At 46.6% G+C, this 24428-nt stretch carries 23 protein-coding genes and 1 riboswitch; of the genes, 19 read left to right on the plus strand and 4 right to left on the minus strand.

Going from position 1 to position 24428, the window contains the following annotated elements:
• Window positions 1–80 precede the first annotated feature (80 nt).
• The 7 genes from nadB to BBI11_RS03990 all read left to right on the plus strand — a co-directional run bounded on the left by nadB (window position 81) and on the right by BBI11_RS03990 (window position 8970).
• Window positions 81–1631: an L-aspartate oxidase gene (nadB, locus tag BBI11_RS03960; RefSeq protein WP_083389002.1), complete on the plus strand. Its 1551-nt coding sequence runs from the start codon at window positions 81–83 to the stop codon at window positions 1629–1631.
• Window positions 1631–2485 carry a carboxylating nicotinate-nucleotide diphosphorylase gene (nadC, locus tag BBI11_RS03965; RefSeq protein ID WP_068460846.1) on the plus strand — a complete coding sequence of 285 codons (855 nt, stop codon included), beginning with the start codon at window positions 1631–1633 and terminating at the stop codon, window positions 2483–2485. Before nadB ends, nadC begins: the two co-directional genes overlap by 1 nt.
• A complete protein-coding gene (nadA, locus tag BBI11_RS03970) occupies window positions 2482–3576 on the plus strand; it encodes a quinolinate synthase NadA (protein ID WP_068460847.1) in 1095 nt (364 codons plus the stop codon). The genes nadC and nadA overlap by 4 nt, the downstream gene beginning before the upstream one ends.
• Window positions 3577–3793: 217 nt before the next feature.
• The gene (locus BBI11_RS03975) at window positions 3794–4795 is read left to right on the plus strand and encodes a LacI family DNA-binding transcriptional regulator (RefSeq protein ID WP_068460849.1); all 1002 of its coding nucleotides are present in this window, start codon (window positions 3794–3796) and stop codon (window positions 4793–4795) included.
• Window positions 4796–4935: 140 nt separating this feature from the next.
• Window positions 4936–6324 carry a hypothetical protein gene (locus BBI11_RS03980; RefSeq protein ID WP_068460851.1) on the plus strand — a complete coding sequence of 463 codons (1389 nt, stop codon included), beginning with the start codon at window positions 4936–4938 and terminating at the stop codon, window positions 6322–6324.
• Between the two features lie 20 nt (window positions 6325–6344).
• On the plus strand, window positions 6345–7766 hold the full coding sequence (locus BBI11_RS03985) for an aldehyde dehydrogenase family protein (RefSeq protein ID WP_068460853.1): 1422 nt from the start codon (window positions 6345–6347) through the stop codon (window positions 7764–7766).
• Between the two features lie 46 nt (window positions 7767–7812).
• The gene (locus BBI11_RS03990; RefSeq protein ID WP_418312513.1) at window positions 7813–8970 is read left to right on the plus strand and encodes an iron-containing alcohol dehydrogenase; all 1158 of its coding nucleotides are present in this window, start codon (window positions 7813–7815) and stop codon (window positions 8968–8970) included.
• A 75-nt stretch (window positions 8971–9045) separates the two neighbouring features.
• On the opposite strand, the gene BBI11_RS03995 is transcribed toward BBI11_RS03990, so the two are convergent.
• On the minus strand, window positions 9046–10074 hold the full coding sequence (locus BBI11_RS03995; RefSeq protein WP_068460858.1) for an NADP-dependent oxidoreductase: 1029 nt from the start codon (window positions 10072–10074) through the stop codon (window positions 9046–9048).
• Between the two features lie 157 nt (window positions 10075–10231).
• Between BBI11_RS03995 and BBI11_RS04000 the strand changes: the two genes are divergently transcribed.
• Together BBI11_RS04000 and BBI11_RS04005 are read left to right on the plus strand one after the other, a co-directional pair.
• A complete protein-coding gene (locus BBI11_RS04000; protein ID WP_068460859.1) occupies window positions 10232–11359 on the plus strand; it encodes an NADH-dependent flavin oxidoreductase in 1128 nt (375 codons plus the stop codon).
• A 102-nt stretch (window positions 11360–11461) separates the two neighbouring features.
• Window positions 11462–12106: a DUF1643 domain-containing protein gene (locus BBI11_RS04005; RefSeq protein ID WP_068460862.1), complete on the plus strand. Its 645-nt coding sequence runs from the start codon at window positions 11462–11464 to the stop codon at window positions 12104–12106.
• 52 nt (window positions 12107–12158) lie between these two features.
• Here the strand turns inward: BBI11_RS04005 and BBI11_RS04010 are convergent, their stop codons facing one another.
• Window positions 12159–12827, minus strand: coding sequence for a GIY-YIG nuclease family protein (locus BBI11_RS04010; RefSeq protein ID WP_068460864.1), 669 nt, complete (start codon window positions 12825–12827; stop codon window positions 12159–12161).
• Window positions 12828–12919: 92 nt separating this feature from the next.
• Here BBI11_RS04010 and BBI11_RS04015 point away from each other — a divergent pair, with 92 nt between their 5' ends.
• The 5 genes from BBI11_RS04015 (at window position 12920) to nhaC (ending at window position 17336) form a co-directional block, all read left to right on the plus strand.
• Window positions 12920–13933 carry a helix-turn-helix transcriptional regulator gene (locus BBI11_RS04015; RefSeq protein WP_083389004.1) on the plus strand — a complete coding sequence of 338 codons (1014 nt, stop codon included), beginning with the start codon at window positions 12920–12922 and terminating at the stop codon, window positions 13931–13933.
• 82 nt (window positions 13934–14015) lie between these two features.
• On the plus strand, window positions 14016–14663 hold the full coding sequence (locus BBI11_RS04020; protein WP_068460867.1) for a DUF1643 domain-containing protein: 648 nt from the start codon (window positions 14016–14018) through the stop codon (window positions 14661–14663).
• Between the two features lie 76 nt (window positions 14664–14739).
• Window positions 14740–15042, plus strand: a complete 303-nt coding sequence (locus BBI11_RS04025; RefSeq protein WP_167358143.1) for a hypothetical protein — start codon at window positions 14740–14742, stop codon at window positions 15040–15042.
• Window positions 15043–15159: 117 nt separating this feature from the next.
• Entirely contained in the window at window positions 15160–15612 is a 453-nt protein-coding gene (locus BBI11_RS04030) for a DinB family protein (RefSeq protein ID WP_083389138.1), read from the plus strand.
• A 329-nt stretch (window positions 15613–15941) separates the two neighbouring features.
• Window positions 15942–17336: a Na+/H+ antiporter NhaC gene (nhaC, locus tag BBI11_RS04035; protein ID WP_068460874.1), complete on the plus strand. Its 1395-nt coding sequence runs from the start codon at window positions 15942–15944 to the stop codon at window positions 17334–17336.
• A gap of 95 nt (window positions 17337–17431) precedes the next feature.
• Here the strand turns inward: nhaC and BBI11_RS04040 are convergent, their stop codons facing one another.
• A complete protein-coding gene (locus tag BBI11_RS04040; protein ID WP_068460876.1) occupies window positions 17432–18391 on the minus strand; it encodes an ABC transporter substrate-binding protein in 960 nt (319 codons plus the stop codon).
• Window positions 18388–18930, minus strand: coding sequence for a hypothetical protein (locus BBI11_RS04045; RefSeq protein WP_068460878.1), 543 nt, complete (start codon window positions 18928–18930; stop codon window positions 18388–18390). Before BBI11_RS04045 ends, BBI11_RS04040 begins: the two co-directional genes overlap by 4 nt.
• 166 nt (window positions 18931–19096) lie before the next feature.
• A riboswitch (cobalamin riboswitch) is annotated at window positions 19097–19276 on the minus strand.
• A gap of 365 nt (window positions 19277–19641) precedes the next feature.
• On the opposite strand from BBI11_RS04045, the gene BBI11_RS04050 reads away from it, so the two are divergent.
• The 5 genes from BBI11_RS04050 (at window position 19642) to BBI11_RS04070 (ending at window position 24358) form a co-directional block, all read left to right on the plus strand.
• A complete protein-coding gene (locus BBI11_RS04050; RefSeq protein ID WP_068460880.1) occupies window positions 19642–19890 on the plus strand; it encodes an acyl carrier protein in 249 nt (82 codons plus the stop codon).
• Window positions 19883–21274: an AMP-binding protein gene (locus BBI11_RS04055; protein WP_083389005.1), complete on the plus strand. Its 1392-nt coding sequence runs from the start codon at window positions 19883–19885 to the stop codon at window positions 21272–21274. Before BBI11_RS04050 ends, BBI11_RS04055 begins: the two co-directional genes overlap by 8 nt.
• 85 nt (window positions 21275–21359) lie before the next feature.
• The gene (locus BBI11_RS04060) at window positions 21360–22811 is read left to right on the plus strand and encodes an MBOAT family O-acyltransferase (RefSeq protein WP_068460882.1); all 1452 of its coding nucleotides are present in this window, start codon (window positions 21360–21362) and stop codon (window positions 22809–22811) included.
• 80 nt (window positions 22812–22891) lie between these two features.
• Window positions 22892–23800, plus strand: coding sequence for a hypothetical protein (locus BBI11_RS04065; RefSeq protein WP_068460884.1), 909 nt, complete (start codon window positions 22892–22894; stop codon window positions 23798–23800).
• A gap of 357 nt (window positions 23801–24157) precedes the next feature.
• Window positions 24158–24358 carry a hypothetical protein gene (locus BBI11_RS04070; RefSeq protein ID WP_068460886.1) on the plus strand — a complete coding sequence of 67 codons (201 nt, stop codon included), beginning with the start codon at window positions 24158–24160 and terminating at the stop codon, window positions 24356–24358.
• Window positions 24359–24428: the final 70 nt, after the last annotated feature.

A 24428-nucleotide genomic window follows, 5' to 3' on the forward strand; every position in this document is an offset into this window, starting at 1 on the left:
TTAAATGGACTTTCTTCTTGTAATCACTCTATCTTTATGTCATTAATGGTGTCAAGACACTTGTAAAGAAGGTGTAAAGTTTGTATGATGTTTGCATTATCGGAGGAGGCGTAGCCGGGCTCATGCTTGCGCGTTCGCTACCCGATTCGTATTCGATTGCCTTGCTGACTAAACAGCACGCTTACGCAGGAAACACTGCACTCGCACAAGGCGGCATTGCCGCGAGCATCAGTTTGGACGATTGTGCACAATCCCATGCCATAGATACCATGCTCGCTTCGGCCCATCACGCAGATGCCGAACGGGTGGATATATTAGTCCGTGAAGGAGCTGACATCGTAGCGGAATTGCTTGCACAAGGATTGCCTTATGATGCAGATCGAAACGGCCAGCCCTCTCTTGGCATGGAAGGCGCGCATAGCACCAGGCGCATCTTGCATGCAGGAGGCGATCAAACCGGAAGCATACTGATGCAGTTTCTATTGGAAGATTCCGCAGAGAACATTACGCGCTTATCGGGCCATCAAGCTCTGGAATTGATGATTTCTCAAGGGCGTTGCACGGGTGTTCTTGTCTCTCAGCCTACAGGTGACCGCACGATTATCCGTGCCCGTCACATCGTTCTTGCGACAGGAGGGATTGGCCAATTGTATAACCAGACATCGAACTCCTCCGTTGCAACGGGCGACGGGTTGTCACTTGCTTACCACGCAGGAGCGGTGCTGGAAGATCTGGAGTTTGTCCAATTCCATCCGACGGTCCTAACCATCGGCGGCAAGTCTTGCGGATTGATTTCAGAGGCGGTTCGCGGGGAAGGAGCCCTGCTGGTGGACCGGAACGGCAAGCGCATCATGGAAGGCATCCATCCACTCATGGAACTCGCACCGCGTGATGTCGTGGCGAGAGCCATTGAATGGCATTGGCAACAACATGGCCCTGTGTACTTGGATGCCAGAAAAGTGGCTGAGTTTGCTCAACACTTTCCCTCAATCCAGACGAATTGTTTGCGCCACGGGATCGACCCGCGCTACGAACGGATCCCGGTGCGTCCCGGCGCTCATTTCCATATGGGCGGAGTAAAAACGGACAGCTACGGCGCGACGACGGTTGCAGGACTTTTTGCCATCGGGGAAGTGGCATCTACTGGCGTCCACGGAGCGAACCGACTGGCGAGCAATTCTTTGCTTGAAGGGTTGGTATTCGGTCGACGTCTGGCTAAACGCATCACAGAACTTACTCATCCAGAAGTGCCACTGGACGTGCCTGTAAATTTCAGCGCTAACCAACGGCTTGATTTTGAAGCGCTAGATGAAAGTGAATTGAAAAAAGAAATGACACATGTCGCAGGAATTTTGAGACATCCCAAACAACTGGAACGATTTCTGAAGGCGCATCCGCTGCGTTCGTTTCCACTTCGTGACTATTCGGATGAGCTCATTGCCGAGATCCACCGAAGCACCGCAAGCAGCCTCATTGCGACAGCCGCTTTATTGCGTGAAGAAAGCCGGGGCGGCCATTACCGGGTCGATATCCCGGAAATGAAAGAACAGTGGACCGGAAAAGTCATCGAGTTATCGAAGAACGGTGCGCATTTAAGTGAGCGTAAAATTCAATCCAAGGAGACAGTATGATGAATCGTTTGAAAGCAGAACAAGCGTTAAAGCAATTTTTACTCGAAGATATCGGGGACCGCGACGTATCGTCTGTATTGTTTAGCGATACCGATCACGGCGAAGCCATCGTCCGCATGAAACAAGACGGCGTCATTGCAGGGCTCGACTGTTACATATGGGGATACGGGCTATTGGATGCCTCGGTCAGTGTGGAACTGTTGAAACGGGATGGAGACCGGGTCCAAGCAGGAGAAGCCATCGTGAAATTAACTGGCCCGGTCGCCTCGCTGCTTGCCGGGGAGCGGGTGTTATTGAACTTAGTTCAGCGCATGAGCGCAGTGGCGACCTTGACGGCGAACTGTGTCGAAGCGCTCGGTTCGAGCCATACTAAAATCGTCGATACCCGCAAGACGACCCCGGGGCTGCGCATGTTTGAAAAATACGCAGTTCGCGCAGGCGGCGGGTTCAATCACCGAAACGGGCTGTACGATGCAGTCATGCTAAAAGACAATCACATCGCGGCTGCCGGCTCGATCATTGAGGCAGTGAAAAAAGTGCGCGACTCACTCGGCCATATGACGATGATCGAAGTGGAAGTCGAAACCGAGCAGCAATTGATGGAGGCTATAGAAGCTCAACCTGACGCCATCATGTTTGATAACCAGTCACCTGAGACAATTCGGCACTGGGTCCAGCTTGTGCCAGAATCGATTCGCACAGAAGCATCCGGCGGCATTGATCTCGAGAAGCTCGCGCTTTACCGCGACACCGGCGTCGATGTCATTTCGATTGGTGCCTTAACCCACAGCGTGTCGAATCTTGATATGAGCATGAATCTTTCCATATCCCATAAGGAGGTATTTGTACGATGACTTCTTTGCTTGAAGAACTACAAATGGCGGACGCCATGCCAAAAAGTTACTTAACTGCATCGACTGAAGAACTGCACAAACGAGCAAAACAGGCCCGTGAAACACTTGGGGACCGACTGTATATTCTGGGCCACCATTACCAGAAAGACGAAGTAATTGCATATGCCGATGTTAAAGGCGACTCACTGCAATTGTCCCAAATTGCCGGCCGCCAAACGGCAGATTATATCTTATTCTGCGGCGTCCATTTCATGGCGGAAACGGCCGATATTTTGACCGAACCGCATCAAGCGGTCATCTTGCCGGATATGCGGGCGGGCTGTTCGATGGCGGATATGGCCAATATCGACCAAACTGAACGCGCTTGGCTGGAATTGCAGAAATTATATGGCGATACTATCGTTCCACTGACCTACGTCAATTCGACAGCGGCGATCAAAGCTTTTGTCGGCCGCAACGGCGGGGCGACCGTCACTTCCTCCAATGCCGAAGAAATGGTTGAATGGGCCTTGGCGCAAAAGCAGCGCATGCTGTTCTTGCCCGATCAGCATCTTGGGCGCAACACCGCGGTGAAACTGGGTATTCCGCTCGAGCAGATGGCTGTATGGAATCCCATCAGACAGAAGCTTGAACTCGACTGCGCCATAGAAGAAGTGCAAGTGATCTTGTGGAAAGGGCATTGCTCGGTCCATATGAATTTTCTGCCGAAACACATCGACAACCTGCGTATGAAAGAACCTGATCGCAATATCCTCGTCCATCCGGAATGTACGTACGAAGTCGTCAGCGCATCTGATTTTGCGGGTTCCACGAAATACATCATCGACATGATCGAAGCATCCGAACCAGGATCGAAATGGGCAATTGGCACGGAAATGAACCTTGTCAACCGGCTTATCAAGGATTTTCCAGACCGTGATATCGTCTCCTTAAATCCATTTATGTGTCCGTGTTTGACGATGAACCGCATCGATTTGCCGCATTTTACGTGGATCTTGGAAGAACTGGTGGCAGGCCGTGTCCTTAACCGCATTCAAGTAGATAAGAAAACGTCCGTGGAAGCGAAGATGGCTTTAGAGAAAATGTTATAAGCATGAAACCCGCTGTCCTGAAATGGGGAGCGGGTTTTTTTATGTGATGGGACAATAAAGCCTTGGATGCTAGCTCCCCCTTTATCGATCATCGACTTTCGTGTAATATTTCAGTGAAAGCCTGTTTCGACAAACACTGAAAACATAGGCGCTCATGGATGCCATTCAATTAGTGTTCATAGATGTTCCATAACTTATATCAGCTGAGGGGGTTCATATGGTTTCATCAAAAGATGTAGCAAAATATGCAGGTGTTTCGCAAACGACCGTGTCACGTGTGTTGAATACTCCCGATCGAGTAAAAGAACCTACGTATAAAAAAGTGATGGCGGCCATCGACGAGTTAAATTATATTCCGGATGCGAATGCCCGCTCGCTCGTCCAGCAAAAAACCGATACCATCGCCTTGGTGTCAGGGCCTTTGTTTAACCCGTTTTTTGTAGAAACGACAACATCCATAGTTAATTTTGCCAATGAAAACGGCTTTAAAGTGAATGTCCATTTTTCTAAAAACGAAAACATTACCGATACGTACCACTCCATATTTGAAAACAAAGTGGACGGCATAATCCTGTCCTCTATTTTGATAGAGGATCCTGTTTTCCATAAGTTGGAAAAATCAGGAATTCCCTTCATTACTTACAATAGAAAGCACGAAAGCAATAAGAATTTTGTTGAAATGGATAACGAACAGGCAGGTTTTCTAGCTGCTGATTATTTATTATCGCTTGGTCATGAGACGATTTGCTGGGTGGGTGGGCCCCTAGAAGTCAGCACATTCAAAGGCCGGTATGACGGCTTTTTGAGAGCGTTTCAAAAAAATGATGTCTCAGTGGAGCAAGAGCGGGTTTTTCTAACCGATACAAGCAAAGAAGAATTGCATAAAACTTTTTTGAAAATGGAACAGTTGAAAGACAAACCGACGGCGATTTATGCAGCGACAGATGCTATTGCGATCCAGATGATGGATTTTTATATTTCAGCAGGCTATCGCGTCCCGGAAGATATTAGCATCATCGGCATCGACAATGTAGAAATCGGCCAGCATGCCTCCATCAACTTAACCACGGTCGGCGTTACTTCATCGGCGAATCTCGGTCAATTGGCGATCGAAACACTGATCGATATGATTCGCGAGAAAAATAACCCTTGTATTCAAATCACAAAAGCTGTTAGACTATTCGAAAGAAAGACAACAATGGCAAGAAGGAGGGTATAAGCCCTTTTTTTTCACTCAAAATGGTTACGTAACCATTTTATTGTTAGTGAAAATGATGGCGCTTTCATTGGGGAAGATGAACTGGTATTCATCTAAATAGCAATGGGGTAAAAATTTCACGAAGAAACTGGGGGATGTATATGAAATGGAAACAACGTGAGTTTGGAGAAGAGTCACCTTTTATTCCAGCGGGGCCGTTTAAAATTCGCTTGCCGTTTATTCACTATCGATTTGAGTGGCCGGATTATGTGCAAGGCCTGTTAATGTGCGCAGTTGATCTAGCTGCGATTCCGTTATTGATCGAATTGCTTGGGATGCCTTTTGAAGTGGCGTTAGCCATTGTATTGCTGAACGGGGCCTTTTATTTGCTGCATCATTTGCTCGGGGATCCAGCAGTTCCGGGATGGATTACACCGGCGATTCCGCTGATCATGCTGTATTGCATGCAGTTTCCAGAAGGGCCTGAGAGGATACATGCATTGATCGCTTTTCAGATGACCTTAGGGGTGTTTGCGATTCTTCTTGGATCGACCGGATTGGCTGCCAAAGTCGTATCGAGCATTCCTTCTGCCATTAGGGCCGGAATTATTCTAGGTGCCGGATTTGCCGCAGTGGCGTCGATTTTTGAAGTAGGCGGCCGTTTTGAAACCTTCCCATGGACAATTTCAATTGCTGTCGGTATTGGTTTCTATTTATTGTTTTCAAAGCATTTCGATAAACTCAAAACAACCCATCCGATATGGGGCTTGGTCGGAAAGCTAGGCATTTTCCCGATCATCATCATCGCTATTGTGATTGCGCCGCTGTTTGGCGAAGCGCCATGGCCGACGATTGAATGGGGCTTGATCTCGCCTGATTTTGTCGGCCTATGGACGAACTACACTATGTTTGGTCTAGGGTTCCCGCCGTTGATGCTGTTTGTCACAGGTATTCCAACGGTCCTGGCGGCGTATATTGTTCTTTTCGGCGATGTATTGCAGACGAAAGCATTAGTAAAAGAAGCAGACTTATCACGACCGGATGAAAAACTTGACTACAATCCGAACCGTGCACATTTGATTTTCGGTGCGAGAAATTCAGCGATGAGTGTACTCGGGCCAGATGTGACCATGGCGGGTCCTTTATGGGCAGCGATGCAAGTGGTCGTGGTTCAGCGATATAAAGATGGCCGAAAAGCGATGGATTCTTTCATCGGGGGCGCAGGTTCATTCCGATGGGGAACGAATACCGGCTTGTTGTTATTGCCAATCGTCAGCTTGGTTCAGCCAATTCTCGGAATCGCTCTCGCGTTAACGCTGTTAATCCAAGGATATGTCAGCGTGAAAGTCGGGATCTTGGAAGCGAGAAGTCAAAGTGATTTGGGAATTGCCGGCATTATTGGAGCCGTGCTAGTCATTAAAGGAGCGGCATGGGCTTTCCCAGTCGGTATCGCATTGTGCTTATTGATTTATGGCAAAGACTTCTTCAAGAACGAATCGGATGAGACATTCACGAAAGACCTTGTGCCGGAAACGAAAGAAAATGCTTAACGGATGAAAGGATGTCACGTATGAAAAAGAAACTTTATCTAAACGGTCAATGGCAAGAAACAACAGACTATGCCGAGCTGTTCTCGCCTTACTCGAATGAAAAAATCGGTGAAATTCCGAAAGCTTCCGTATCAGATGTGGAAGCGGCGATTGAAGCAGCTGCTGAAGCACGTGAGGCCATGGAAGCATTGACGGCCTACGAGCGTGCGGCCATCCTTGAGCAATTGGTTTCACTGTTCATTGAACATAAAGAGCAAGCGGCAAAAATCATTGCCCAAGAATCAGCTAAGCCGTTGAAATTTGCATTAGGGGAAATTGACCGGACGATTGAAACGTATAAATTCGCGGCTGAAGAAGCGAAACGGTTATCTGGAGAAATGATTCCGATAGATGCGGCAAAAGGCGGGAACAACCGCTTAGCTTATACGATGCGCGAACCTTTAGGCGTCGTGGCAGCAATTACGCCATTCAACTTCCCGCAAAATTTGGTCGCTCATAAAATAGGTCCAGCGATAGCTGCAGGCAATACAGTCGTATTGAAACCAGCTTCCCAAACTCCGCTTTCGGCCTTTTTCCTGGCCGAACTGCTGGATCAGACAGATTTGCCGAAGGGCGCATTCAACCTGGTCACAGGCAGCGGCAAAACAGTCGGTGATGTGTTGGTCGAAAGCGACCGAGTGAAAATGGTGACCTTTACAGGAAGCCCGGCTGTCGGCAAAGGGATACGGGATAAGGCAGGACTGAAGAAAGTCGCCTTGGAACTGGGATCGAATGCAGGGATGATCGTCGACGAAGGAGTCGATCTGGATTTGGTGGTGGAGAAAGCGGTTGCCGGTGCTTTTTCGAACCAAGGGCAAGTGTGCATCTCCTTGCAGCGGATTTACATTATGGACAGCTTGATGGATGATTTCCTGTCCCGTTTCAAAACAGCGGCCAGTCAATTGGTGATAGGAGATCCACTGGATGCGAAGACCGATCTGTCAGCGATGATTTCCAAACAAGAACAAGAACGGGCTGTACAGTGGGTCAAGGAATCGGTTGATGAAGGGGCTACGCTAATCGCTGGAGGAGCAGTTGAAGATGATGTGTTCCAACCGACTATCTTGTCTAACGTGGCAACAGATTCGAAAGTGTCGTGCCAGGAAGTGTTTGCGCCTGTCGTCATTGTCAATCCGATCCAATCGATCGAACAAGGCATCCATGAAATCAACAACTCGGATTTCGGACTGCAAGCCGGGATTTTTACGAATGATATCAAGACAGCCTTCTATGCTTCGAAAAAGCTGCAAGTTGGCGGAGTGCTGATCAACGACATCCCAACATTCCGCGTCGATCAGATGCCTTATGGCGGTGTGAAAGAAAGCGGCAACGGGAAAGAAGGACTTAAATACACCATTGAAGAAATGACTGAAATGAAATTGGTCATCTGGAATCAATCGTAAAGAATTGGGAAAAGGAGTGAATGATGTGTCGAGCAAACTTACATTCATGCCGATCAGCTATACCGGCTGGGGCGCATTGGAACAGCTAACGGTTGAAGCGGAACGCCTGAACGCCAGCAATATCCTCATCGTCACCGACCCGTTTCTGGAAGAGCTCGGGATGACGAGAAAAATCGTCGAACCGCTTGAAGCAAAAGGGTGGAAGACGAGCGTCTATACAGAAGTCGTCCCGGAGCCGCCTTTGGAAGTCGGCGAAAAATTAGTCGCTTACACGAAAGAACATAAATTCGACTTAGTCATCGGCCTTGGCGGCGGCAGTGCCCTAGATCTTGCGAAACTAGCGGGGGTTCTCGCGACGCATGAAGGAAAAGTGGCCGACTATTTGAATTTGACGGGGGAACGAGCGTTAACTGATAAAGGCATACCGAAAATACTGATTCCGACGACCTCAGGAACAGGTTCTGAAGTAACGAATATTGCGGTGTTGTCTTTGGAATCCACCAAAGATGTCGTGACGCATGATTATTTATTGCCGGATGTGGCGATTGTCGACCCGGCGTTGACGGTTTCCTTGTCGCCGAAAGTGACAGCGGCGACGGGCATCGACGCGTTGACGCATGCAGTGGAAGCGTATGTATCGAAAAACGCCAACCCCGTGACAGACGGTTTGGCGTTGCAGGCGATCCGCTTGATCAGCGGGTCGATCCGCACGGCGGTAGAAGACGGGGGAAACAAAGAAGCACGCAGCAATATGAGCTACGGCAGTTATTTGGCAGGATTGGCCTTTTTCAACGCCGGCGTTGCTGGGGTGCACGCTTTGGCGTATCCGCTCGGCGGCCAGTTCCATATCTCGCACGGTGAGTCGAATGCCGTTTTGCTTCCATATGTTATGGGCTACATTCGCCCGAGCTGTGAGAAGAGAATGAAGGACATCGTCGAGGCGATGGGGGTCGATGTCACCCAAATGAATGAACGACAAGCTTCCTATACGTGCGTCGAGGAATTGAAAAAGCTCGTCGCCGACGTGCATATTCCCGTGTCGCTGAAAGGCTTCGACATTGGGGAAGACGCCTTGGACAGCTTGGCGGACGATGGCATCAAGCAAACGAGGATTCTCGGGAGAAGCCCGATGCCGCTTGAGAGAGAAGACATTTACGCCATTTACCATGCTGCTTATTCTGGAGAAGTCATTGAAAAAGGATGATACAAAAAAAGCTGAAGCAGGAACCCATTTAGGTTCCCGCTTCAGCTTTTGTGTTTTTATAGAAGAAAGTGAGATTTACAGTTTAGCGAAATCTGGATCTGCGACTTTCACCAATTGTTTGCCGAGGTTGCTGCCATCGAACAGGCCAAGGAAAGCTTTTGGCGTATTGTCGAAGCCTTCGGTGATCGTTTCTTCGTATTTCAATTTGCCTTCTTGCAGCCATTTGCCAAGGTCTTGTGCGCCAGTTTTGAAATCGTGCGCATAATCGCCAAGCGTGAAGCCTTTCATCATCGAGCTCGTCGTGATGAATTTCCACTGGATGCGTGGGCCGATATCTGCTTCCGGATTGTTGTAAGCTGAGATGGCGCCGCACAATACGACACGTGCATTGCGGTTAATCTCCACTATGACTGCGTCCGATACTTCGCCGCCGACATTGTCGAAATAGACGTCAACACCGTTCGGAATGGTTTTTTGGAAAGCTTCTTTGAAGTTGTCGTCTTTGTAATTGACGGCTTCATCGAATCCAAGATCGTTGATCAAGTAATCGATTTTCTCCTGTGAGCCGGCAATGCCGACAACATGTGCACCTTTTAGTTTGGCGATTTGCCCAACGATGGAACCGACAGCTCCTGCTGCGCCGGAAACGACGACTGTTTCGCCTTCTTGCGGCTTGCCGATATCAAGCAGGCCGAAGTATGCCGTGAGACCTGTCAGCCCGAGTACGCCAAGGCGTGTGGAAATTGGCGCAATGGATGGGTCCACTTTCTGGACGGATTTCGCTTCGACCGCGTTGTATTCAGCCCAGTCCATGGAACCTGTGACGATATCGCCTTGTGTGAAGTGTTCGGATTTCGATTCGATGACTTCTGCGACGATGCCGCCTGAAATTGCTTTATTCAATTCGAATGGCGCCACATAGGATTTCTGGTCTTTCATGCGACCGCGCATGTACGGGTCCACGGAAAGGTATAAAGTTTTCAGCAATAATTCATCTGTACCGATAGCTGGGATTTCTTTTTCGACAAAATTAAAGTCGTTGTCAGTTGGTATGCCTTCTGGGCGGTTCGCTAAGTGGATTTCTCTGTATGTGTTTGGGGTCATGTCAATTCCTCCTTGGAATAAGTTTGCATTGAAAAGCGTACCACTCCCATGGAAAAAAAGTAAAACTTCCAGCTCGTCAAGCTCGTATTGTTGTAGTTGTCCTAATGCTATGATATTTTAATATAACTAACTTTAATTCAAGGGAAGAGGTCATAAAATGAACCCGCAATATAAATCATTATTTGAAGAAATCACTTTGCCAAACGGCGTTGTCCTGTCTGATCGTTTAGGCGTCGCCCCGATGACAACCTATTCAGGAAATCCAGACGGCACAGTCTCAGATGCAGAACTTGCCTATTACCGCCGCCGCGCAGACCTTGGCAGCCTATTCGTCTCTGCTTGCATCGCGGTATCGGAAAATGGTCTCGCATTCCCGAACCAATTCATCGCATATAAAGACGATGTCATGCCGCGCCTCAAGCAACTAGCGACGGAAATGAAGTCACAAGGAAGCAAAGCGATCCTGCAAATGCAGCATGGCGGTCGCCAAGGCCAGCCAGATTTGATCGAAGCGGGCGAAACGGTCGCACCGAGTGCCATCGCAGAATCCGCAGACAAGCCAACACCACGTGCTTTGACGGGTGAAGAAATCACCGACATCATCCGTGATTTCGGCGAAACGACGCGCCGCGCGATTGAAGCCGGATTTGACGGAGTGGAAATCCACGGCGCCAATACGTATTTGATCCAGCAATTCGTCTCGGCGACATACAACCAGCGCGAAGACGAGTGGGGCGGCAGCTTAGAGAACCGCTTGAAATTCGCTTTAGCCGTCTTGGATGAAGTGAAGCAAGTAGCTGCGAAACATGCAGACGACAGCTTCATTATCGGCTACCGTTTATCACCGGAAGAAAACAATGCAGAATCCGTCGGTTACACGATCAAAGAAACGCAACAATTGGTCGAGCGTTTGATCGAAGGCGGCATCCATTATCTCCACGTATCGCTTATGGAATTCAAAAAAGCACCGCGTGGCATGGAAGATGGCGATAGCATCGTTCAAATTCTGTCGAAACAAATCGACGGCCGTGTCGCGTTCGTCGTCGTCGGCGGTGTTACACGTCCTGATCATGCAGTAGCCGCGCTTGAAGAAGGAGCAGACATCATTGTCATGGGCCGCCAAGCACTGGTCGACCCAGAATGGACCGAAAAAGTGAAGCAAGGAAACGAATCAGAAATCAACGAAACGGTTCCGCAAGAATTGGTCGGCAAACTCGACATCCCAGAAACGATGTGGAACGCTGTCACTTCTTACGGCATGGTCAAAGTTGACGCGAAAGTATAAACGATAGAAAGCTCCTAGGCCGAATATGGCTTGGGAGCTTTTTTGTGCAAGAATCATCTATTTGATAGACTGGTATCCATCAAAAACGTAAGGAGTGATTAGGTGTCGCTGATTCCAGCTGAACAGTTAAAGCAAATTTTTTCGGTCGAGGCCAAGTTTTATCAGGCCGAACTAGCGAACGAAAAGATCCTCATGCGCCGGGAAGCGCACATCAGGCGAAACGGTGTGTTTGCCACTCTTGCAGACGCGGTGATCGTCATGATCAATCCATCCAATTGCGCGCAAGCAGGGAAGACGGAGAAGAGTCCGCGAGATGCAGAGTGGGTCTCCACAAAACCGAATCCGACGCAATACCAATTGATGAACTTGATGGAGAGGCAAGGATGGAATCTAGTCACGCTCGTCAATTTATCGGATATTTGTGAAGGGAATATGGGCAAGTTCAAGGTCATTGAAAATCAGTTCAATAAAGCCGGTATCGCCCATTCGTTATTCCAAGAAGGGAATGTGGATGAGCGTGAAGCTTTGCTCGGGTCTGCCGATCATCTTATTTTTGCATGGGGCTCATCGACTGTCGCCAAAAGGCTCGCGTCAGAATTTGGCTTGTTTCGAAACGGGCAGGCAGAGAGTCCGTATGAGCATGCGATTGCCTGGGTGGCAGCTGAAAACGGCTTCCCGCGCCATCCCAAACCTGCGACAGTGATGGACCGGATGATCTGGTTAGAGCAAATGGAAGCTTTGCTTTAGTAATCGAATAGCACAAAAGGCGGCTTTAGTGGAAGCCGCCTTTTTAGTGTCATCATTTTTCTTTGAGCACACCAGCTGATACCAAATTGTTCAAGGCGCCTTGGTTGTTAAAGCGGAAATAGCCGCTTAAGCGGTTCAGGTCTTTGTGGGTGAGCTGCGAAAAATCCACAGCAAGTTCGTAGCGGTCCTCAAGCTTGGTGAGTAAGGTTTTAGCGAATGCCGCTTGTTTTGGCGTCAGTGGTTTATCGTCTTTTGCCGCCTGAGGGGATGGGGGATCCGCAATTATCTGCCCGCCTGAAATCGTCTGCTGGATAGTCTCAGGATACCTACCTGCTTTTAGCCAAGCTACGTCATCTTGATTCAACGCAAACCATTCTCCCTCCAGACGCTTATTTTTGAAATGTTGGTGGAAGGCGGCTTTTGTCTGGTGGTGATCACCGGATTTGATCAAATGGATCAATTTGTTTTCGAAAGGCAATTTGACGACGAACAAGTTCATATAGCGCTCAACATGCTTGGTTTTGCCGATTTTAAAAGAGCCGTTCATCTGCTCTTGCACGAAATAGACATAGCCCGGTGCTTTTCCAGGAACATCGGGGGAGGTCATCACTTTTTGCAATTGTTCTTGGTTTGGTTCGTATAGATAAATTTTCGGGGACGATATTGTGGACGGTGCTTCGGTCGGCGATGCTAAAATTTTGTTTAAGAATGACTTTATCATAAAACAAGTAACCTCCTACTTTTTAAAAAATCTAATATTTACAATTATAACTTATATAGTCATATGTTACTATTTGAATATAGGAGATATGTTTGACTAAAAGGATTTCAGATAAGGGTGAAAAAATGGCAAATACAAATTTGTTAAACCTGATTGATTGTTTGACCAGATACACCAGCAAAGATAATCCAAAGACATTAAAAGAGATTCATGAATTTTTTTTAGAGGAATATGATTCTGGGGTTTCTATAAGTAATACTAGAAAGAGACTGGAGAGTTTGGTGCAAGAAGAATCTATTTTCACAGTAGTTAAAGATAAAAACGTTACTAATTATAAAGAGAATGTATATTATCTTTCAACGACCCTCTTTGAACTGTACGAGCTCCGTTATTTAATGGACGCTGTTTCGTCAGCAAGGTTCATATCTAAAGAAGAAACTAAAGGTTTAATTTATAAATTGAGAACTTTAACAGATGAAGAGACCTCGAAACGCTTATCAAATGAACTTATACCAAGTGATACAAAAGTAAACGCACCACAGTTTGCTGAATACATTCAAACAATTCATGAAGCGATTAAGGAGAAACGATGGCTAAGTTTTCGCTATGGTCGATTCGATGTTAATAAAGAATTTAAGCTGAGTAGAGAAGGCAATGAATACGAAGTGAAACCGTATGGTGTTGTTTGGAATCAGGAATATTACTATTTGATTGCTTTTGAAAAAAGTAAGCAGAGTATCATTCATTACCGAATAGATCGGATGCGTGACGTTCTAAAGTCAGAAAAGAAATGGGTAGATGAAAAAGGTTTTAAGCTTAAAGAGTACGTTTCCCAATTGTTTCATATGTATTCGGGTGAAAAGAGTAATATTGCGGTTGAGTTTGATAATCATTTAATCAATGTAGTAATCGATCGTTTCGGGCTAAACGCCTCTATTAAGCCAATGGATGACAAAAAATTCTTGCTTGAATTTGAAGGTATTGTAAGCCAAGGTCTTGTCCGCTGGCTATTAACTTGGGGAGCCGATGCGAAGGCAATCCATCCTGAGAAATTAGTTGACGATATGAAGAAAGAAGTTGCACGCTACGACGGATTGTACTCCTAATAAATCACGTTTCCCAAAAATGGGGAACGAGAGTTATTTTCAGCTGCTACACTCAAAATAACTAAACATAAGGAGTGAGTCTATGATGTTAATACCAGCAGAGCAGTTAAGAAAGACTTTTCAAGTAGAAGCGAAATTTTATTATGCACAAGTCAATGAAGAACGTTTCTTAATGCGACAGCAAGCAAGGATTTTTCGAAAAGGCATTAGTCAATCTACTACGGATGCAGTATTCGTAATGATTAACCCAGGTGGTTGTTTACCGGGAGAATCGATAGGAAACATAGAAATTGCAGAAGCAAAATTTATTTCAGCGAAGCCGGATCCTACACAATATCAATTAATGAATCTAATGGAGAGAAAAGGCTGGAATGTTATTACGCTCATTAACTTATCGGATATTTGTGAAGGGAATATGAAGAGTTTTATTAGTCGTGAAAAAGAGTTTCGTAAAGCAAATGTCGCCCACTCTCTATTCCAACAAGGAAATACGAAAGAACTTAAAGAAGTTCTAGCATCAGCAGATCATCTCATTTTTGCTTGGGGAGCATCTGACATTGCTAAAAAATTGGCTTGTCAATTTGGCCTTTTTCATGATGGGCAGCCCACAGATTCATATTTACATGCGAAAGCTCTAGTTCATGTAGAGAACAAGTATCCTCGCCATCCTAAACCAGCCACTATAGCGAACCGAATAATTTGGCTTAAAGAAATGGAGCCGCTGCTTTAAGGGAAGTGCGTCTGATTGATTAAAGGAGCTGATTGCCGTGTTAATAAAGGCCATTTTAATCTCGGTCGGGAAATGGATGGATAGACAATTGTCATCATCTCCTCCATCCGATACAATCGGCGATACAAAAATTATCGATGGCAAGGAATATTGGAATATGGGCGATTTGTATGATCAGGATAATTGGCGATATATTGGCCCAGCAACTTATGAGTATTTTATTAATCTTTACCAAGAGGATGCACGGGTATTTTATGCTCTCTCTTTAGAAGAGGATGTCGATGCCATCCACTCGGAAGGTTTTTATAACAAACGAGAAGCAGAAGAAAAGCTAATTCAGTATAAAGAAAAAAGAAATTCAAATATGCTAAAAAAATGACTGTTCCTTCACTAATATTAGACTTTGACCAATACGTATTTAAGCGGGGGTTAGAAGGTGAGATTCAAAATCAATAAAACTACAGGCTTTTCGCCAAAAATCGGCGAACTTGTCTCGATGCTCGACTATACGCGCACGGTGACGTTGACGGATGTAGAAGGCTTATCAATCGAACAGCTGGATTATTTAGCTGACGGGCACTCGAATTCGATCGGGGCGCTCTTAATGCATATGGCGGCGATTGAATTTGTCCACCAGATCATCGCGTTTGAAAATCGAGACCTAACAGAGCAAGAGTTGGAGCAATGGCTGGTGCCACTTGAGTTGGGGGACAAGGCGAGAAGCGAAATCCGTGGCCATTCGCTTGATTATTATCTGGATGAATTAAAGAAGGTCAGGGACCATACACTGTCGCTAATGGAAAGTGTCGACGATAGCTGGTTGTATGAAGAAGGGCAATATTATAATGGCATCACTTACAATAAGTATTATCTCTGGTTTCATGTCGTAGAAGATGAAACGAGCCACAGGGGACAGATCCGGATTCTCAAGCGCATGTTGGAGAAGTGAAAATAGGAGGAGAAAACCTGTCCGCGTTCCACCGCTTGACTTATTCCGCGGAGATGCTAAGATTTAAAGCAATTGCAAAAAGCAACGACGAATATGTTGAATGATGAAAGAGTAGGCTCATTGCGCGCAGCGGTAAGAGACTGGACGGTCGGTGGAAGTCCAGGCAGCAATCGGGGTGAATTACGCCATCTGCAGTTTCAACGGTCAATTGAGTGGATGTTCCGAAGCGGAAGATCAACTAGGGTGGTAACGCGGAGAAAACCTTCGTCCCTTTTTTAAGGGATGATAGGTTTTCTTTTTTTATTTTCACAATACAGGAGGAACTGGACATGTTTCATATTAAAGCGATTTTATCACCAGGCACAAAGGAAGCGGCGGCTTTGGTCGCGCTTATTGTTGCCATCATTAGTTTCAGCATTATCCGGTTCGAAGCGGCTCCGCACGTGCCGATCTTGATCTCGATCCTATTATTGATGTGCTACGGGCTGGTTAAAAAATTATCCTACCGTGAATTGGAGCGGGGGCTGATTGAAGGCGCTAGCGCGGGGATGGGCGCCGTTTTCTTATTCTTCTTCATCGGCATCCTCATCAGCAGCTGGATGATGAGCGGGACGATCCCGACTTTGATCTACGCCGGGTTTAGCTTGGTGACGCCCGTGTTTTTCTTTGCGGTCGTCTTTGTCGTCACAGCGATTATCGGGCTATCAATTGGCAGTTCTTTAACAACAGTGGCGACCGTGGGTGTGGCCTTGATCGGTATCGCTGGCGCACTGGATTTGTCACTCGCCATCACAGCAGGCGCAATCGTTTCCGGCGCCTTTTTCGGGGACAAGATGTCGCCGTTATCGGATACAACCAATTTGGCCGCCTCCATTGTAGGCGTGGATCTCTTTGAACACATTCGCAATATGGGCTGGACGACGATTCCTGCCTTTATCTTAACGCTGGTGTTCTTCGGGCTATTATCGCCATCTGTGAGCTTGGATCATACGGAAAACATCGCTTTGTTTAAGGAAGGCTTGCTTGAGACCGGCTTGATCCATTGGTACGCTTTAACACCGCTTGTCGTCTTAATCGTCTTGACGGTCTTCAAAGTGCCAGCGGTGTTGACCTTGGCCGCGAGTTCAGTGGTCGCTCTTGGCGTATCCCTATTCCATCAGAGCCTGCAAGTGTCATCGATGCTCGGCATCCTGTTTGGTGGCTACCAATCGTCGACTGGCATTGATGAAATTGATGCATTGCTGTCACGGGGCGGCATGGCAAGCATGTTCTTCACCATCGCCTTGGTCCTGCTCGCACTGAGCATGGGCGGTTTGTTATTCAAGCTTGGCATCATCCAAAACCTGCTTGCGAAAATCGAAAGTCTGCTGAAGAAAGTATCTTCTGTCATCGTCGCGTCTGCCTTGACGGCGATTGGCACGAATATCCTCGTCGGGGAACAATATTTATCGATCTTGCTGACGGGCCAGGCGTTTCAGGAGCCGTATAAGAAAGTCGGCTTGGCTGGAAAGAACCTGAGCCGCGTCATGGAAGATGCAGGGACAGTCGTCAATCCACTCGTGCCGTGGAGCGTCTGCGGGATTTTCATCGCCTCGGTTTTGGACGTTTCGACATTGGAATATTTGCCATTTGCGTTCTTCTGCTTGCTGTCGCCAATTTTGACAGTGTTGCTCGGAGTGAGCGGGAAAACTTTGACGTATATTGAGGAAAGTTCAGTGAAATGATTCGCTAGCAAAATATTCGCGACGATGAATAGAAAAAAGCGCAACCGATCCAATCGGCTGCGCTTTTTTTCGGTTGAATAGATAATGGAACAGACTTACTCCATCAATTCCGGATAAACGGTTTCTGCGACCAGCTGCACGGCTTCGCCGATGCGCGGCCCAGGGCGGGAAGTGATGTCGGAATCGATGAAATGGACTTCGCCGTTTTCGATTGCCTCAACAGCTGACCAGCTATCGCGCGCTTCAATGTCACCAACGGCATCTTCGACATATGACACGGTCGTCAAGATGGTTTCAGGGTCGCGGGTGATGACTTCTTCTTCAGAAATATTCGGCCAGCCTTCGAGATCTTCAAAGACATTGGTCACTTGAGCGTGGTCGAGAATTTCCTGCATGAACGTGGACTTGCCGGTTGTGTAAATTTCAGGAGACGGGCTAATCTCCACGTAAACTTCTTCTTGCTCTTCTACAGCTGCGAGGCGTTCCTGGACATCTTCGATTTGCGTCTGAATGCCTTCGATTACTTCAGCGCCTTTGTCTTCTTTAGCCAGGACAGAAGCGATTTGTTCGATATCGCCATATACTTCGTCAAATGAAGTCGCGGATTGAATGACGAATACCGGAATGTCTGCGTCTTCTAGTTGAGATAGGGCAGGCGGCGCTTCGCCGGTAGAGTAGGCCAAGACGACATCCGGGTCAAGCTGGATAATTTTTTCGGCATTGAATTCGACAGAATCACTGACACGTTCAATGTCTTGTGCCGCTTCCGGATAGTTGTCGAAGTCGGTCACGCCGACCAATTGATCTCCTGCACCTAGTGCAAAGACAATCTCGGTATTGCTTGGGATGAGGGAGACAATCGTTTCAGGCGCTTGCTCGAATTCGATGTCTTCGCCTCTATCATCGGTAACCGTGTACGGCGTGTCGCCTGAAGTTTCCGTTGCCGTTTCTTCCGGTGTTTCTTCTGTCGCAGGGGCTTCGGCCGAGTCATCTTGGCAAGCGCCAAGAGTTAAAGCGAGTGGAATGCTGAGTAAAAGAAATGATTTGATTTTCACGAGTGAGTCTCCTTTTTCTTCATGCGTTTTGTTGGATACGATTTACTGACGAACGGGATTTCATCGACGCCGTGCTGCTTATTGGCATAGACGGCCATCACGAAAAAGACATTGGCGAGCAGGTTGGTGTAGTCCATCAAATGCTCCGGCACTTCGCGTTCGAGCGTCACGTGGTGAAGGGCGCGGACGGATTTTTTCGCTTCGCTGCGGCAGACGTGAAGAATGCACGCACCGTGCGTTCCTTGCGGCAAGACAAACTGATCGATTTGTTCTTTCACTTCCGCCACGTAGCGATCATACAATTCGCTGAGCTCGGCGAGATCTTGTTCCGTGATGGCAAGTTTCCCGCGCACAGAGCCGTTTAAATGGTAGACCATCGGCTGCAAATAGCGCAGATCGTCAACGATGACAGGAATATCGTTCGTTGCGATGGCTTCGCCGATCCGCGTCGTCAAGGAATCGGTGCGAATCTCGAAGTCGACCGTCGAGGCGCTTTCCCGCATGAACGGGTAGCATAGGTAGCGCATGTCTTTTTTCATCTGTTCACCTCCTAAATAGAATCCGTAAATATCAGCAGACGTATCGCTTCTGAAAAGACATAAAAAAGCCACTCTCAACGAAGAGAGTGGCACGATTGCGAATATCGGGCATAAAGCCGTCCATAGGAAAAAGTTGCCGTAGATCCTCTTATCTTCCGAAGAGCAAAAATACGTTCAGAAAAAGGTAGGTCTCCTGGCTTGTGCATCGATTTACTCTAAGGCCTTCCCGGGTCTCCCCAGTGGCATCTCTTATTTCATACGCACTTACAGTTGCGGAAACAGCTCCGGATTTTCACCGGATTCCCTGTTACGCTGACGAATCAGCACCTTTTCCCTGCATGATTATTTACTTAGTTTCAGTGTAGCACTTTTGTTTTGGATTTAGGAGAGGAGAACCAAAATGTTTAGGGCTTTCAGTCGGTTATTTGGAAGAATTAGCGCAACGCTTAGGAGGAGCAGGAACAATAACCACCTAAGCCGTGTAGCGATAGCGTTTATCACGCATAAATACGAAGTTGACTTTTCATTGGTTGGATTTATAATTGACTGTGATAATCATTTTCAATTAAACAATTTACGAAGCAAATCTATAAAGCTGTTGTCGCTGTGAAACACTGCCGCGGCACTGTAAGTTCTCGTGTATGGAATCTGGTTGAAAAGCCATTCTTTCTGCAGAGACAACTGACAACCAGAATGGAAAGGGTGTAACAAATGAAGAATATTGAAAAATACAGAAATGCTTTCGTGGAGGCATTGGAAATAGATGAAGATGAAGTAGGGGAAGAGCTAGTATTGGGTGAGACGAGTGAATGGGATTCGCTTGGCCATATGATTCTCATCTCCACGATGGAAGAGGCCTTTGACGTCTCTTTGGATTCCGAATGGATGTCCGAATTCGATTCGTACCAGTCTGGACTCAAGTTATTGGACCGATTAGGAGTAGACTTCATCAATGAATAGTTTCAACCAATTGGAGGCGTTTGGAGACCGCACGGCCATATATGCGGAGCGGGAATACTCGTACGCTGCAATGGTCGAGATTGCTGATTCGATTAGCCGACAAGTTGGAGAGCGAACGCTCGTTTTTTGTTTATGTGCCAATAATAAAGAGTCAGTATTCGGCTATGTGGGCTTTCTTCGAGGCGGTATTGTGCCGGTGCTGTTGGATGCTTCGATTCAAGCAGACCGGCTTGACCGGCTGATTGAGCTGTATCAGCCTGCGTATATTTGGGCGAACCGTGAAAACGAAGACCTCGCAAAAACGATGAATCGGTCATTTGAGTTTGGGGAGTATTCTTTATTCGAATGCCCGGCCGTTCATCAACACGAGCTAGATGAACATCTTGCGCTCCTTTTAACAACCTCAGGAAGTACGGGCAGCCCCAAATTTGTCCGCTTAAGTTACGAAAACATTTTCAGTAATGCTGACTCAATTCGGGAGTACTTAGATATCCAAGAAGACGACAAACCGATCACCACGCTTCCGATGAATTATTCATACGGACTGTCGATCATCAATAGCCATCTCATCTGTGGCGCGGCGATCATTTTGACGGATGCCTCGATCTTGAAAAAAGAATTTTGGGATTTGTGCAAAGAGCGGCAAGCAACGACATTCGGGGGAGTTCCGTTCGTGTACGAGATGCTTGATAAGTTGAAGTTTGAACAGTTCGACCTCCCAAGCTTAAAAACACTGACGCAAGCCGGAGGGAAACTGAACGCCAAGCTCTCGTCTAAATTTGCGGAACTCTGCCAGCAAAAAGGAATTCGATTTGTCACGATGTACGGTCAAACCGAAGCGACAGCGCGGATGAGCTACTTGCCGCATGAAAAAAGCCTCGAGAAAGCCGGAAGCATCGGCATCGCGATCCCCGGCGGCAAATTGATGCTGCAAGATGGCAATGGTGAGCCGATCACGTCGCCACACGTAGTCGGGGAATTGATCTACCAAGGAGCCAATGTGTCTTTAGGCTATGCGGAATCCTCAGCCGACCTGTCGAGCAAAGACGACAATCACGGAACGCTGCATACAGGGGATCTGGCATACTTTGACGAGGACGGCTATTTCTTTATAACGGGACGCACGAAACGAATCCTTAAAATTGCCGGAAGCCGCATCAGTTTAGATGAAGTGGAAGGACTGTTGCATGAGCAAGGGCATGACTGTGTCTGCTCAGGAACAGATGATAAATTATTCATTTACACATTAAAGGAAGACCAAGTGCAAATTAAAAAAATAATTAAGGAAAAATTAAACTTAAAGGGCTTTAAAGTAATAAGCATTGAGGAATTCCCACGCAACGATTTCGGGAAAATCCTATATGCGGAGCTGCCTAGTGCATAGGCGGCAGGACCAGCTGCATCTGCAGTAGGACCTGGCTTCCTTCAGACAAAAGCATCCTTTAGTTGATTAATTATCAGGTGATCGAATGACGTTTATCTCAATTGAATTTCTACTATTTTTCGCCGTAATCGTTTTTGCGTATTACTCCATCCCACATCGCTGGCGATGGGTTCTTTTATTGGCTGCCAGTTATAGTTTCTATGCCAGCTTAAGCGGCTATTTTGTCTTCTTGCTGTTGACCAGTACAGCGTTTTCGTATGTGACCGGAATCCTGATTGAAAAACAGGAAACGAAAAAACAAAAGAAGAAAGTCATGCTCGTGGGCATTGGCGTCTTGTTGTTTTTTCTTGGCTGGTTTAAGTATTTTAACTTCGTCAACGATTCACTTCGCGCCATTTCAGCCTATTTGAATGTGGATTACACTATTCCTTATCAGGAAATTATCCTGCCGATCGCGATTTCTTTTTATACGTTCCAGGCAGTCAGTTACTTGGTGGACATTTACCGCGGCAAGCTAAAAGCGGAAATGCATTACGGCTATTTTTCCATCTATTTCGCCTTTTTCCCGCAATTGGTGGCGGGGCCGATCGAACGCGCGAAAAAGCTGCTTCCACAATTTAAAGCAGAACAAACCTTAAAATACGAAAACTTAAGTTATGGAATGAAGCGAATCGCCTGGGGATTTTTTAAGAAGACTTTGATTGCGGACCGGCTCGCGCCCATCGTAGCGAGTGTGTACGATAACCCGGATGCAACCGGGTCACAAATCGTCCTCGCAACCATTTTATTTTCGGTTCAACTTTACGCCGATTTTTCCGCACTTAGCGACATTGCAATTGGCTGCGCCAGAATGCTTGGAATTAAATTGACCGAAAACTTCAAGCAGCCGCATTTTGCCACATCGATCGGGGATTTCTGGAACCGTTGGCACATTACGTTTTCTACCTGGCTTAGAGATTATATCTTCGTGCCGTTATGTAAAGGGAAAAAGAAAAGAAGCGAAATTTACGTAGCCATCATCATCACGTTTTTAATCAGCGGCATTTGGCACGGAGCTGCTTGGAGTTTTGTGTTATGGGGGCTGATTCACGGGTTTTACCGCGTATTTGGCGACCATACGAAACAAGCTCGTGGGAAGATGGCATCATTTACCTACTTGGACCGAAATCCCACATTCCATAAATGGGTGAAAATCGCGATTACGTTCTTATTGGTTTGTTTTTCTAGAGTGTTCTTCCGGTCGGATTCAGTGACTGCCGCATTTACCAATGCACAGCTATTCTTAACGCCTAGCTCGTGGCGGCCGTCCGGAATCATAGAAGCGTTCGAGATATTTTCACTGCTCGATCTAGCCATCTTTGCGTTTTTCTTTGTCGTCATGCAGTTGTTCCACCATGTGGAAAGAAAGAATACCTCGACATGGAACTGGCTATCGCAACGCCCCGTATTCGCCCGTTACGCTGTATACGTATTAATCGTTGTATCCGTCTTGGTATTCGGTGCGACAGGTCAAGGGTTCGTATATGGTGGATTTTAACCGGAAAGGTGCCCGCGTAATCTAAGCGCGGGCTATCCAGTCAATTAAGGAAAAGAACTACAGCAACGAAAGGATTTGCCATGGGCCGTTTATTCATAAAATTAACCATTATCATCACTGTGGCTTTGCTATTGTTTATACCGATCAATAACTTTGTCAAGCAGTCACGGAGTTACAATATCAACGACGACATCTTGGCGTTTAAGAAAGACCCGCATCCGGTCGACATCATCAATCTTGGCGCATCCCATTCAATGTACGGCTATTATTTCAAACCGACTGGCCTGTCTCACTTGGATCTGGCGCTGCCTGCCCAGACGCTTCAATACGATTTTAAATTGCTGAAAGAGTACGGCGAGCATTTAAAGCCGAATGGGGTGGTCATCGTTTCAATCTCCCAACTGTCTTTCGTCAATAGTAAGGACATGGACGTCGGGCGCTATTATGAAATTTTAGACCACAGCGAAATTGAACCATTCAGTATGGTGGATTATTACCGGTATTTATACTTCCCGGGCACCAATAGCGAAATCTTCACTTCCGCCCTTTCAAGCAAATGGAAAGGCTTTACATGGACTTCCCATCAATCCTGGGCAAACGATGGCAAAAACTATGCGGAAAGAAAGACAGAGTTCATAGAAGAGCAGTATAGGGAAGCATCCGCCAACGATGAAATCGAGCAAAATGTAAAGCAATTTCAGGAGCTCTTGGAGTATTGCAAAGACCAAGGCTACCAAGTGGTGCTGACCATGGAGCCTGTCCACCAGACGTATCTAGACCATTTTGATGAACAAGCGATGGAGCGGTTAGTGTTCCAGTACTTAGACCCTCTGGACTTGGACGTGCCTTTCTTAAACTACATGGACGATTCCCGATTCTCAGACAACCAAGACTATTTTATCGACTCTGACCATTTAAACAGTGAAGGCAGAAAAAAATATTCATGGATCGTCTACGAAGAGCTCAAAAGTATGGGACATTTTGAGTAAGCTAAAACTCCTGACCACCAGAATTGGTGGTCAGGAGTTTTTTTGTGAGTTTTGCATTTGAATGAGGCGTGAATCGTATGAAGAAACAATAAGAAAAGCGTTCGTAAAACTAGTGGGAAGATAGCGGACGTTCGAAAAGTGAATGGGTGTGTTTACGAACGCTTTTTTAGTCGTTTTTAATGCTTTTCCGACCGTTCGTGAATGTGTACATTTACGAACGCTTTTATTTCGAATGAGTTTATTGAAACTATTTAATTGTAAGAATTTTTGTTAAAATTGAAGTAAGGAATTTTATGGTATTTTCAGTGAATGATTTTATAGCTAGTATTTTTATAGAACTAAGAGGGAGGGAAACCGATGCTTAAGTTTATAAAAAGAGTCTTGTTCACAAGATGGGTGTTGTATCATACAACGGCAAGTGTCGACCAACATTTTTCCGTGTTAGAAGAACTTAGAAGCCGTGAGATTGATTTTAAAACAAAGGGGTTAAATTTTGGTGGTGGATATGGAGGAGCGAGTGGATTTAGTACTGTTTATCATATATACACAAAAAAGTGAAAGGTAGTGAAAGAGGGAGAAGAGGTCGATTGAAACATACTTTCTCTCTCTTTTTTATGTGTAAAAGTGT

Source organism: Planococcus maritimus (assembly GCF_001687625.2).
In the GTDB taxonomy this organism is placed as follows: domain Bacteria; phylum Bacillota; class Bacilli; order Bacillales_A; family Planococcaceae; genus Planococcus; species Planococcus maritimus.

What these genes read in the sequence shown, in the direction of transcription:
- BBI11_RS03985 (WP_068460853.1), top strand. Translation starts at nt 6,345, where the DNA reads ATGAAAAAGAAACTTTATCTAAACGGTCAATGGCAAGAAACAACAGAC.
- BBI11_RS03980 (WP_068460851.1), top strand. Translation starts at nt 4,936, where the DNA reads ATGAAATGGAAACAACGTGAGTTTGGAGAAGAGTCACCTTTTATTCCA.
- BBI11_RS04055 (WP_083389005.1), top strand. Translation starts at nt 19,883, where the DNA reads ATGAATAGTTTCAACCAATTGGAGGCGTTTGGAGACCGCACGGCCATA.
- BBI11_RS03990 (WP_418312513.1), top strand. Translation starts at nt 7,813, where the DNA reads ATGCCGATCAGCTATACCGGCTGGGGCGCATTGGAACAGCTAACGGTT.
- BBI11_RS03995 (WP_068460858.1), bottom strand. Translation starts at nt 10,074, where the DNA reads ATGACCCCAAACACATACAGAGAAATCCACTTAGCGAACCGCCCAGAA.
- BBI11_RS04025 (WP_167358143.1), top strand. Translation starts at nt 14,740, where the DNA reads ATGGATAGACAATTGTCATCATCTCCTCCATCCGATACAATCGGCGAT.
- BBI11_RS03975 (WP_068460849.1), top strand. Translation starts at nt 3,794, where the DNA reads ATGGTTTCATCAAAAGATGTAGCAAAATATGCAGGTGTTTCGCAAACG.
- BBI11_RS04010 (WP_068460864.1), bottom strand. Translation starts at nt 12,827, where the DNA reads ATGATAAAGTCATTCTTAAACAAAATTTTAGCATCGCCGACCGAAGCA.
- BBI11_RS04065 (WP_068460884.1), top strand. Translation starts at nt 22,892, where the DNA reads ATGGGCCGTTTATTCATAAAATTAACCATTATCATCACTGTGGCTTTG.
- BBI11_RS04030 (WP_083389138.1), top strand. Translation starts at nt 15,160, where the DNA reads ATGCTCGACTATACGCGCACGGTGACGTTGACGGATGTAGAAGGCTTA.
- BBI11_RS04060 (WP_068460882.1), top strand. Translation starts at nt 21,360, where the DNA reads ATGACGTTTATCTCAATTGAATTTCTACTATTTTTCGCCGTAATCGTT.
- BBI11_RS04070 (WP_068460886.1), top strand. Translation starts at nt 24,158, where the DNA reads ATGCTTAAGTTTATAAAAAGAGTCTTGTTCACAAGATGGGTGTTGTAT.
- BBI11_RS04020 (WP_068460867.1), top strand. Translation starts at nt 14,016, where the DNA reads ATGATGTTAATACCAGCAGAGCAGTTAAGAAAGACTTTTCAAGTAGAA.
- nadA (WP_068460847.1), top strand. Translation starts at nt 2,482, where the DNA reads ATGACTTCTTTGCTTGAAGAACTACAAATGGCGGACGCCATGCCAAAA.
- BBI11_RS04000 (WP_068460859.1), top strand. Translation starts at nt 10,232, where the DNA reads ATGAACCCGCAATATAAATCATTATTTGAAGAAATCACTTTGCCAAAC.
- nhaC (WP_068460874.1), top strand. Translation starts at nt 15,942, where the DNA reads ATGTTTCATATTAAAGCGATTTTATCACCAGGCACAAAGGAAGCGGCG.
- BBI11_RS04050 (WP_068460880.1), top strand. Translation starts at nt 19,642, where the DNA reads ATGAAGAATATTGAAAAATACAGAAATGCTTTCGTGGAGGCATTGGAA.
- BBI11_RS04045 (WP_068460878.1), bottom strand. Translation starts at nt 18,930, where the DNA reads ATGAAAAAAGACATGCGCTACCTATGCTACCCGTTCATGCGGGAAAGC.
- nadC (WP_068460846.1), top strand. Translation starts at nt 1,631, where the DNA reads ATGAATCGTTTGAAAGCAGAACAAGCGTTAAAGCAATTTTTACTCGAA.